This window comes from Marinobacter sp. 2_MG-2023, from assembly GCF_030546935.1.
In the GTDB taxonomy this organism is placed as follows: Bacteria; Pseudomonadota; Gammaproteobacteria; order Pseudomonadales; family Oleiphilaceae; genus Marinobacter.
In genome coordinates this window covers 1-9,223 of record NZ_JAUOPH010000011.1, presented here as the reverse complement: position 1 = coordinate 9,223, position 9,223 = coordinate 1, and the positions used below count along the sequence as shown (strand labels likewise).

Below are 9,223 nucleotides of genomic sequence, written 5' to 3'. Positions count from 1 at the left end.
ACATAATCCTAAGCAGTTTATGTATAACAGTGTAGCAGAGTGCAAAACAGTGGACGAGCAGAAACAGATCATCTTGCTAGCAACCCCGGTCATGACCCAGGACCGCTACGCCCAACTCACGGGCTTAACGGAAGGGCAGGTAAGGGGGCAGGTCGAAAAAGGCCACCTGCCATCTCTCAAGATCGGTCGGATTCGCATGGTCAACATTGCTGCTCTGTCTCAGCAGGCACTGGATAAGGAGGACTGGCAATGAAACGTCTTAATAAAACAGGCGAAGCCGTGAAGCAGTTTGTTGAGCTTCGCACTAACGGCGGTGTTCCTATTCCAGGTGTTTGGTTCTTTGATGGCGGCAAGCTTGTTGCGTCGGCAGATTGCCTCGGCCCCGCCCGAATGGTTGCCCCTGGCACTGTCGCTGTGAGTGCTTCAGGCCGCCAGTGGATGGCCGTTGGTGGTGATCGTGTCAACGGTGCTTCTGGCTGGTCCTTCGTCTCTCCCTATATCGAACAGCACCCGGTGAACGGCGATGCCGTCCACTTCAACGACAACGCAAAGTCCTTGAAGATCCGCTCCAAGCTGGATGCCTACCTGGACTATTTCCAAAGCGTAAAAGGAACCCTCCCGGATTCGGTCGTGCTTCGCCGTGAACAACTGTCTGCCTGCGGTGTATTACCAGGGCAAGTCTATAAAGGTGTCCGACTGGAGGCCTACGTATGACTCCGGCCCTACGCGCACTCAAACGCCACGAAATCCGTACTCTGTTCAACCTGGCCATTAAATGGCTGGACGCTGGCGACAGAGATACCGCCTTCGAATGCCTGATCAAGATCCAGGGCATGATGGCCGCCTTCCACGACCTGGACGCCAACCTCTACGCCTACGCCAAGCTCGCGGAAACGGCTTTCAGTACCTACGCCCAGACCCAGGCCGTCAGCCCCTTCATGCACACCGCTTGCAGGGAGGCTCGGGTTCAATGATCAAGCACATTGATCAAAAGCCAGGGCAGGGCATGACCCACAGCGCACCCGAAACTCAGGATCTGCGCGCTCAAGCTAGCGCCCGGAATGCGTTTGCTCGGGAATATCTAGAAAACATCGAGGTGCCGGTATGAAGTTTCCTCGTTTCAATGCCGCCCGCAAAACAGCCAGCTTTGCCTTTCAACGCCCGCACAGTGAACCAGTCAACGTGTTCCGGACCGGCCTGAAAGCCCTGCATAACGATGATGTAGATACGGCGATAAAGTCCGCTGCCCGTCTGTTTGTCTTGGGCAACCTTCACCACCTGGTCATCGCCCGACGATTGCACTGCCAACTGACCAGCCGAATTTTGACAAAAGAGATCCGCGGTAACGATTTTGCCTTCCAGAGCCCTCGCCCGACCTCTGCGCTCACCCCTGAAGCTCTGGAAGGCCTTTTTAACACCCTCCTGCACCGTCTGAACAACCTGCAGGACGTTCGCACCGACTATCCGTGCGACTACATGGCCCGCTGCAAATCCGCCTTCACCGACGCCCTGATTCACGAACTGGAAGCCAGCGGCCACCACAGCCCCGCCTTTGATCGTCTCATCCAACTGAGAGACGCCTGGGACTGTGGTCGCCTGGACCTCCCCAACGTCACGGAGCACAACCTATGAGCCACATTCCCCCGAGACAGGAACAGATCGAAGACAAAGAACGCCGCTTCTACGTCGCCGCGCCCAGCTCCTGCTACCTCCAGCTACAACAGGAAGCCATCCAGCGAGGCACCGACCTCTGGACCCTCGGCGGCTCGGTCCTGCGCTCCTGGTTAGAGGCCGGCTGCCCCAGCTTTGGCACTCAGGCCCAACCCCCTGAAAAGCCTTCGAGTCCGCCCCCGTCATCGTCACCACTCGCGCACGAAAAGGGGACCGGACAGTGACCGGTGCAAGGTTGGCGCGCAGCGCCAGGGCCAACGGCCCCCTGACCTTGTGGCGGGCTCTGGCTGGTCCACAGTGCGCACAAAGAGTGGTGAGGATGTCGGGGGAGGACGCCCGCCCCTTGATTCCGAGCTATGAGCAAAGGAGGCAAGCGGAGCGCGGCAGGCGACAAGGATCGTCACCCGTAAGGGTGGACACCTTAGTGGCCAGGAGCAGAGCGAGTAGAGCCTGCCCCGAAGGGGTCGCATAACCCAGATTCAAACCTCCCGGATCTTCCGGGATTCACAACCCAAGCAATACCAGAAACCAAAGGACCTACGAAATGGAAAACTACCTCAACCTCATGATCATCGGCGCCACCCGCTACGACATCGACGGAAACCGTGGTGGCTCCCTATGGGCCTACTCCCCGGCAGAAGCCGACGACGACAACCGCGTAGGCAACGAAGTCATGAAAATCGCCTGCGACTGGAAGCACATCGACCAACTCAGAAATCACGCCGACCGCCTCCCAGCCATGTTCACCGTAAAGGCCCAAATGAAAGCCGGGCAGGGCGGCAAAATCACCTTCAAAGCCCTGGACATGAAACCCCAGGATCAAGTGAAGAAACCAGCGTCCTGATTACCAGAAACAGGACTAAAGAATGCCAACCGTCCAGAACTACCAATGCAGCGGCACTCTGACGAGCGAAGCGGTCAACGGCAACGCGGTCATGGCCTGCACCGGCGGCACCTGGACGGTACAACAAATTCAGCAACAGGACATCGACACGGTGTTCGCTGAATACCTTTCCCCAGATCCGGCCATGATCGGCTTGGTAATGGGTTCCGGCCTGGTCTTCTGGGCCATCGGAATCTCACTAAGCCGGCTTGTCCAGGTGATGAGGAAAGCCTCTTAAAAACCAAACGGAGTATTCGTTATGTCTGAATTGATCGAAATGGAAAAGAAAGAAAACGGAAAACACTGGGCCATGGCTCGCACTCGCTTCGGTCGTCGTGCCGCAAAAGTAGGCGTCGCCCTGACTGCTGGTTTTGCTGCTGGTATGGCGACTGCTGCTGACCACTCGGCGGCGATTGAAGGTGCGTTCACAGACGGTTCAACCAACGTCACGGCGGCTGTTGTGGGTGTGATTGCCCTGGTGGCGATCGTGACCGGCCTGGGCATGATCGTGTCCATCCTTCGTCGCTGATGTTTACCGGTGTGCTCATAGGGGCCCTGTGGGCCTCTATGTTTGCCCTCGGTTACAACGGCAACTAACGCAAAACCAGAGGGCCGGATCATCGGCCCTTTTCTACTTATTCAGCGGGATCATCTTGTGCGTTTACCTATTCAGGGATGTCTGATCCTGCTGCTCTTTTTCTCCTCTTCTCAATACGTAATGTCTGATGATATTGAATGGGGTAGCGGTTCATCGTACGAGGGTTTATATAAATATCCCTATAATTGTGATGGTTATGCATCTCAATCATGCGATGCAGGTGTCGCATCTGGCGCAACATCGATGTTTAAGTATTATCGCTGGCGTTGTTCCGTTAACGGTCAGTATCTCGTGCCTAATGGCATCAAAACTCATAGTGGTGGTCAAACCGTTCCTAATTACGAGGGTCAGTGTTCTATAGGGCCTCCGCCACCTGAATGTTCTAGCCCCAATATCATTCATCCTGAAACTGGCGAGTGTGTTTCCCCAAAAGAACCAGAAGATTGCCTGGAAATAGGTGAGTTCTATAATCCTGGTACCCAATCCTGCGTTGCTGAATGCCCCTCTGGCTTTTGGCCACTTAATAGCTATTGTGTTGGCTCTGACGACCCTGAGCTAGAATCGTGCAATTCAGAATCCGAAGATTTCCGGGGAAATGTAAACCAGGGCTTTGGGAATGCTCCTTTAGCCATCTGTGGCGATACAACCTGCACGATCGGTGGCAAGCCGGGTCAGTCGGGCATATTTAATAATGAGCTCGTTTGTCTCGCTGATGATTATGGTGCCCCTAAATGCCAGGGGGACACCATCACCGTCATTGAGGAATATGGATTCATCTGTGCGGGTATCGATGATGATTCAGAAAGCCCGCCAACGGATTCATCAGAGGGTGATAGTGATGGAGACGGAGAAGGTGATTTAACCGGCATAGCCGGCCAGCTCCAGGATATAAAAAATCTGCTCGGCAAAGGCAATGACAATACTGCGAATTCTGAAGAGCTATTGAAAGGCATTGGTAACCGGATCACTGACGGCACCAAGTCCATAACGGATGCCATCGGCAACATTCCAGGTGGCGGCGGTGGCTCCGGTAGTAGCGGCCAAACCGAAATTGTTGGCGAAGACGGCAACGCCATCAGCTGGGGCGGTGATGCCATCGATACCGAACTGACAGATCCTTCTGACGACTACGACCAGGTCATGGCCGACTACCAGGCCAAAATCAACGAAATCAAAGCCGAAGTACTGGCCATGTTCAGCACCAGTCTCACTGGTGGTGGCTCCGTTGACGACGATATTAAAACGATCAAAGGCGTTGAGGTTAATTTCTCGCTCAATCGCTTTCTCTCCGGTCTCGACATTCTTGGGGCCATTGTCCTGTTCTGTGCGGCGTTCATCAGCGCCGGCATCCTGTTCACCTCAAGGGGGTAACCATGGAATTCATCGCGGATTTTTTTGATGCCATCTGGCTGTTCTTCACCGGCATCCCGGCACTGATTGACGACTGGATGGTCAAGGCCGGTGCCTGGATCGTCATTGCCGCCACCAAGGCCAAGATTGCCTTCATCGGCTTTAGCTGGAACGTGGCCCAGGAAGTGCTCAACCAGCTCAACGTCTCCAGCACCATCGAAACCTACTGGGGGCAACTTGATTCCCAGGTCTTGGGCGTGGCCACGTTCCTCAAACTCCCGGAAGCCTTCAACATGATCATCAACGCCAGAGTCACACGCTACGTTATGGACGTGATCGGCTAAGGAGGGCAACCATGAGCATCGTCATACATCACGGCCACCCTGGTTCCTATAAATCCTTCGGTGTCCTCCAGCGTCACGCCATTCCTGCCTTAATGAAAGATGACAGTGAAGGCGCACCGTTTCCAAATGGACGCACGGTCGTTACCAATATCCGGGGCTTCGATTCTGTCGAGAAAGTCGAAGAAGCCCTAGGTATCACCCTCGGTGATGAGTCTGAAATCCTCAACGTCAGCACCGAAGGCCGGGACGAAAAAGCCTACATGGCTCGCTGGTTCCATTGGGCTCCTCAGGGCGCCATGGTCATCATCGACGAAGCCCAGGCCATCTACCCGGCCAAGCGAAAAGATTTCCGCCCCGAGAACCTGGACTACCCCGGCGGCGAAGATCAGGCCAAACAGGACGAACGCCCCGCCGACATGTTTGAAGCTTACGACATGCACCGGCACTACAACTGGGACGTCTTCCTGTGTACCCCCAACATATCCAAAGTGCATACCGACATTCGACAGGCCGCCCAGGTGGCCTTTCGGCATTACTCCATGGGTGAACTGCTGCCCTGGAAAAAAGGCAAATGGAGGGAAGTGGAACATGACCCTGAGAACAACGGCAAATCGAAAAGCCATGCATACGGTGTCCCGAAAGAATACAAATCAGACCCATCGATCTTCGCCACCTACCAGAGCACCAAAACCGGCGACCATCAGTCCAATCAAGGACCCCAGAGCGTTTTTAAAGATAAACGCGTTGTGGGCTATCTTTCGCTGTCAGTCCTTTCTGTACTGGTGTTTGCCGTGCTTGCGGTCAACATATTTGAAAGGGAGCGGACTTTTAGTCCGGCTGATCCGGCGAGTATTCAAAACATCGATGCGACTGGGCCTGATGCTCTGTCTGATGGTCGTGATGTCCGCCATCCTCAAACTGATCCTCAGAACAGCGGTGGCCTAGCCCACAACCTACACGAACATCCCCTCCAGGATGCCGCACTGAGAATCGCGGGCAGCTTTAACCGCGCCTACCTGTTCCACGCCCAGGACCGACAGGGGGACTTCTCATTAACCCAACGGGAACTATTCAGCTACGGCTACCGTGTCCTCTACCTGCGCCCCTGCTACGGACAGTTGTGGTGGGACGGAGAAAAGGTCCAGGACATCTACTGCCAGCGTGATCGCATACGAGAGCCTGACCCCCGGCCTGAAGTTGAACCGGAAGCCTACGCGGTGCCAAACCCTTTAATTAAGGTGAACGAGGAAGCGTAGCCCGCGGACGGCCGCGACGATGGCGAGGAGCGGCAGGGAGTGGGCGGAGCCCGGAGACGTCCCTGTAACACGTCTCATAGAAAACGACGGAAGTCGATTTTTAACCACACAGAACCACAGTGAGCCACAGATGAAAATCAAAGACTTTGAACGACTGGACGTAACCACCGGCGAAATCGGAAAAGGGGATCTGTTTATCGGTCCTGAAGGTCAGCAAGTGAACCTAAGCCACGTCAACGTGCTTTGGACTGGCGTTGATACCGTCCGTCAGTTGTTCCAGGGGAGACTGAAGCCGGAAATCCTCGCGGAGATCGCCACCGAATACGAATCCGGCTATGACGCGACGATCACCATTAACAAGATCCCCTTCCGGCTCCAGTCGGGCAGGCGAGGGGGGTTTAAGTACATTCTGCAGAACCGCGAATACGGCTTAACCATTCTGCTGCAGAATTTCTACGCCGAAGCGGATACCCAGGGAACCCACGTCAAAATCGAAACCTCACCCCGTTGGCTCTATGAGCGTTCCAGCGACCAGATACATGACGAGTTGGCAGAGTGGGGTATGCACTTCTTGAAGGGCATCAAACCGGTTGGTATCGCGCTTCACCTGGCCGTGGATTTCCAGGGCTGGGAACCTCCCCAGGACTTTGCCCAGCACTTCGTCACCCGAGCCCGGACCATCAGCGTCCACAACGGCATGAGTGACTTTCATTTCCAGGGCTTGGAAGGCTCGACCGTCAACGGCAGAGGCGAAACCTACACCTTCGGCAAGGCCAACAGCCTTCAGGTCTGCCTCTACGACAAGTCCAAAGAGGTCGATGTCTCCGACAAGCGCGCCTTCATGGAAAGCATCTGGGAATGCGCCAGCAACGAAGAATGCTTCCCGGACACCTGCTACGACCCTGACAAACCCGTCTGGCGTCTCGAAATCCGCTTCCACCACCGGATCGTCAATGAGATCTCCCAGGGCACGCCGAACATGAAACCCATCTATACCTACATGGACGCCGTTCCCCACCTCACTGGTCTCTGGCAATACGCACTCCAGAGCAACCGCTATGAGGTCAAACGGGAGTGGGTACACCCCATCTGGACCAAACTGAGAGACGACATCGGCTTTGGCTATTCAGCCCCGGATCTGCTCTACAAGCGCGCAAAAAAGGAACCCGGTTGCGGCAACGAAAAGAACGTCTCCCTGGCCTTCGGAAACCTGCTTTCCATCTATGCCCGCAACCGGTTTAACGCAAGACAGGCTTGGGACTGCCTCAAAAAGTCCGGCCTCTGGGAGGATCTGTGCGCTTATTACCGACGAAGAGAGATCTTTGAAAACGAACTCTTCCAGCTTGTCCAGGACGGACTCATAAGACGACGACTGCTGACCAAGGTGGCCGCATGATCAGGAAGCTCCCATCAGGAAGATGGCAGGTAGATCTGCGCACAGATGGTCGAGGCTCAAAGCGCATTCGCAAAAGCTTCGAATCTAAGGCTGAAGCAAAGCGGTTTGAAACCTATGTGCTGACGAAAAGCGCTGAAGGCAAAGAGTGGAACCCCTCGAAAGCCGACAATCGAACTCTGAAGCAGCTGATAAAGCTATGGTTCAACGCCAAAGGTGTTCACTTGAAAGATGGTGAACGAAGAAAGCGGTGCCTTGATGCAATGGCTGGATTCATGGGCAATCCAATCGCCAGGACCGTAAAACCGGCGTCCTTTCTGGCGTACCGAGCCCATAAGATCCAGAAAGGCGCCAGCAAGAAAACGCTGAATAACCACCTGGGTTACCTCAATGCGGTTTACAATCAACTGAACCGTCTGAACGAAATAGAATTCGATAACCCGATCAGGAAGGTTGAGATGATACGCCTGGATGAACGGGAGCTATCCTGGCTCACTGTCGAGCAGATCCGGCACCTTCTCAAAACCATCGATGAGTTCAGCCAGAATCCACACGTCCACCTTTTAACAAGGATCTGCTTGGCGACCGGCGCAAGGTGGGGAGAGGCTGAGAATCTTCAGGTACGGCATGTTCAGGAAGGAAAGCTCACGTTCGTGAATACTAAGAGCGGAAAGTCGAGATCCGTTCCTGTCAGCAAAGAGCTGTTTGGTGAAATCCGAAAGCATCTGAAAGAGCATGGAAGTTTTAGCTTTTCGCTTTCTGCGTTCCGGCGTGCTCTCGATAAATCAGGTATTGCTCTGCCACCTGGTCAAGCAGCTCACGTTCTGAGGCACACTTTCGCTAGCCACTTTACTATGAACGGTGGCGATATTATTAGCCTTCAAAAGATTCTAGGGCACTCAACTATTGTTATGACTATGCGGTACGCTCATTTTTCCCCGGATCATTTAAGGGATGCGGTCGAGAAAAATCCGTTGAGAATTCTTCGATAAAAGTGAGTATTTGATTCACTGTTAAATTCTTACTTCGTTGGCTTGTTGTTTCGGCTAACTTTGTCTTAACTTGGGTCTGAGGAGGAAGTCCAGGGATTTGGAAGTTGCCGCTCTATGTGTTTTCCAAGAATTACCTTTCACGCTTTAGTTGTCCCTCGCTGTTCAAACCAAGATTATTTTTTTGTAAACCGACGACCATAAAAGGTCAATGAAACTGGGAGATAAAAAATGCCAGGTTTAATGTCAGCGAAAATTAACGGCTTCAGTGGCAGTGTTATGTCGGTCGACTTCGATAAGGTGGAAGAACTCGGAAATAAAATGGTTAACAACCAGAGCTTATTAGAGGAGTTCAAAAAATCACCAGAACAGGTAGCGTTTAGAGAAGTTGCTCTCACTTTGCCTCAGGGCACACACCTTCATTTTATTGATCGCGACAATAACTATTTTCCGCCCGAAGGTGATGCCGTTAGCCAGCTTTTAGCGGAAGGTAATGCTGATCGCAGTTGGAGTAGGATCGAGACGCGAGTGGGCGGGGGAGGCGAGGCATCTCCTACTTGGTGTATTGGTGTGTGCGGCCTTTGCGTGAGTTGAGGCTATTGTTGTTCATGATTCCATGTTCTTAAGTGGACGTCCCGTGGACACTTAGTCAAAAAAAACTAACCCTAGAACGAAAAAAGCCCCTGAAATCAGGGGCTTTTCTCTTGGTAGTTGGTGGAGACGGCGGGAATTGAACCCG

Annotated in this window: 14 protein-coding genes; all 14 read left to right on the top strand. The window is 53.7% G+C overall.

The annotated features are described in order from the left end of the window. Nucleotides 1-253: hypothetical protein (locus Q4501_RS18380; protein WP_368498053.1), on the top strand; the 253-nt coding region annotated here is incomplete at its 5' end. Then, complete coding sequence (locus Q4501_RS18375) at nucleotides 250-714, top strand: hypothetical protein (protein ID WP_303597718.1); 465 nt, start codon at nucleotides 250-252, stop codon at nucleotides 712-714. The genes Q4501_RS18380 and Q4501_RS18375, both read left to right, overlap by 4 nt. Further along, complete coding sequence (locus Q4501_RS18370; RefSeq protein ID WP_303597717.1) at nucleotides 711-974, top strand: hypothetical protein; 264 nt, start codon at nucleotides 711-713, stop codon at nucleotides 972-974. Before Q4501_RS18375 ends, Q4501_RS18370 begins: the two co-directional genes overlap by 4 nt. Further along, nucleotides 971-1,108: a hypothetical protein gene (locus tag Q4501_RS18365; protein WP_303597716.1), complete on the top strand. Its 138-nt coding sequence runs from the start codon at nucleotides 971-973 to the stop codon at nucleotides 1,106-1,108. Before Q4501_RS18370 ends, Q4501_RS18365 begins: the two co-directional genes overlap by 4 nt. Continuing rightward, complete coding sequence (locus Q4501_RS18360) at nucleotides 1,105-1,632, top strand: hypothetical protein (RefSeq protein ID WP_303597715.1); 528 nt, start codon at nucleotides 1,105-1,107, stop codon at nucleotides 1,630-1,632. The genes Q4501_RS18365 and Q4501_RS18360 overlap by 4 nt, the downstream gene beginning before the upstream one ends. 583 nt (nucleotides 1,633-2,215) lie before the next feature. Further along, the gene (locus Q4501_RS18355; RefSeq protein ID WP_303597714.1) at nucleotides 2,216-2,515 is read left to right on the top strand and encodes a hypothetical protein; all 300 of its coding nucleotides are present in this window, start codon (nucleotides 2,216-2,218) and stop codon (nucleotides 2,513-2,515) included. Between the two features lie 22 nt (nucleotides 2,516-2,537). After that, nucleotides 2,538-2,792 (top strand): hypothetical protein, encoded by a 255-nt coding sequence (locus Q4501_RS18350; RefSeq protein WP_303597713.1) that lies wholly within the window; start codon nucleotides 2,538-2,540, stop codon nucleotides 2,790-2,792. 21 nt (nucleotides 2,793-2,813) lie between these two features. Next, on the top strand, nucleotides 2,814-3,083 hold the full coding sequence (locus tag Q4501_RS18345; RefSeq protein WP_303597712.1) for a hypothetical protein: 270 nt from the start codon (nucleotides 2,814-2,816) through the stop codon (nucleotides 3,081-3,083). A 126-nt stretch (nucleotides 3,084-3,209) separates the two neighbouring features. Continuing rightward, complete coding sequence (locus Q4501_RS18340) at nucleotides 3,210-4,523, top strand: hypothetical protein (protein ID WP_303597711.1); 1,314 nt, start codon at nucleotides 3,210-3,212, stop codon at nucleotides 4,521-4,523. Nucleotides 4,524-4,525: 2 nt separating this feature from the next. Then, entirely contained in the window at nucleotides 4,526-4,846 is a 321-nt protein-coding gene (locus Q4501_RS18335) for a DUF2523 family protein (RefSeq protein WP_303597710.1), read from the top strand. Nucleotides 4,847-4,857: 11 nt separating this feature from the next. Further along, the gene (locus tag Q4501_RS18330; protein WP_303597709.1) at nucleotides 4,858-6,102 is read left to right on the top strand and encodes a zonular occludens toxin family protein; all 1,245 of its coding nucleotides are present in this window, start codon (nucleotides 4,858-4,860) and stop codon (nucleotides 6,100-6,102) included. A 130-nt stretch (nucleotides 6,103-6,232) separates the two neighbouring features. Continuing rightward, complete coding sequence (locus Q4501_RS18325; RefSeq protein WP_303597708.1) at nucleotides 6,233-7,498, top strand: hypothetical protein; 1,266 nt, start codon at nucleotides 6,233-6,235, stop codon at nucleotides 7,496-7,498. After that, on the top strand, nucleotides 7,495-8,487 hold the full coding sequence (locus Q4501_RS18320) for a tyrosine-type recombinase/integrase (protein WP_303597707.1): 993 nt from the start codon (nucleotides 7,495-7,497) through the stop codon (nucleotides 8,485-8,487). The genes Q4501_RS18325 and Q4501_RS18320 overlap by 4 nt, the downstream gene beginning before the upstream one ends. 228 nt (nucleotides 8,488-8,715) lie before the next feature. Beyond that, on the top strand, nucleotides 8,716-9,078 hold the full coding sequence (locus Q4501_RS18315) for a hypothetical protein (RefSeq protein ID WP_303597706.1): 363 nt from the start codon (nucleotides 8,716-8,718) through the stop codon (nucleotides 9,076-9,078). Nucleotides 9,079-9,223: the final 145 nt, after the last annotated feature.

Excerpts from the sequence above, each read along its gene's own strand:
- Q4501_RS18375 (WP_303597718.1), top strand. The coding sequence starts at position 250 with ATGAAACGTCTTAATAAAACAGGCGAAGCCGTGAAGCAGTTTGTTGAG.
- Q4501_RS18370 (WP_303597717.1), top strand. The coding sequence starts at position 711 with ATGACTCCGGCCCTACGCGCACTCAAACGCCACGAAATCCGTACTCTG.
- Q4501_RS18365 (WP_303597716.1), top strand. The coding sequence starts at position 971 with ATGATCAAGCACATTGATCAAAAGCCAGGGCAGGGCATGACCCACAGC.
- Q4501_RS18360 (WP_303597715.1), top strand. The coding sequence starts at position 1,105 with ATGAAGTTTCCTCGTTTCAATGCCGCCCGCAAAACAGCCAGCTTTGCC.
- Q4501_RS18355 (WP_303597714.1), top strand. The coding sequence starts at position 2,216 with ATGGAAAACTACCTCAACCTCATGATCATCGGCGCCACCCGCTACGAC.
- Q4501_RS18350 (WP_303597713.1), top strand. The coding sequence starts at position 2,538 with ATGCCAACCGTCCAGAACTACCAATGCAGCGGCACTCTGACGAGCGAA.
- Q4501_RS18345 (WP_303597712.1), top strand. The coding sequence starts at position 2,814 with ATGTCTGAATTGATCGAAATGGAAAAGAAAGAAAACGGAAAACACTGG.
- Q4501_RS18335 (WP_303597710.1), top strand. The coding sequence starts at position 4,526 with ATGGAATTCATCGCGGATTTTTTTGATGCCATCTGGCTGTTCTTCACC.
- Q4501_RS18330 (WP_303597709.1), top strand. The coding sequence starts at position 4,858 with ATGAGCATCGTCATACATCACGGCCACCCTGGTTCCTATAAATCCTTC.
- Q4501_RS18325 (WP_303597708.1), top strand. The coding sequence starts at position 6,233 with ATGAAAATCAAAGACTTTGAACGACTGGACGTAACCACCGGCGAAATC.
- Q4501_RS18320 (WP_303597707.1), top strand. The coding sequence starts at position 7,495 with ATGATCAGGAAGCTCCCATCAGGAAGATGGCAGGTAGATCTGCGCACA.
- Q4501_RS18315 (WP_303597706.1), top strand. The coding sequence starts at position 8,716 with ATGCCAGGTTTAATGTCAGCGAAAATTAACGGCTTCAGTGGCAGTGTT.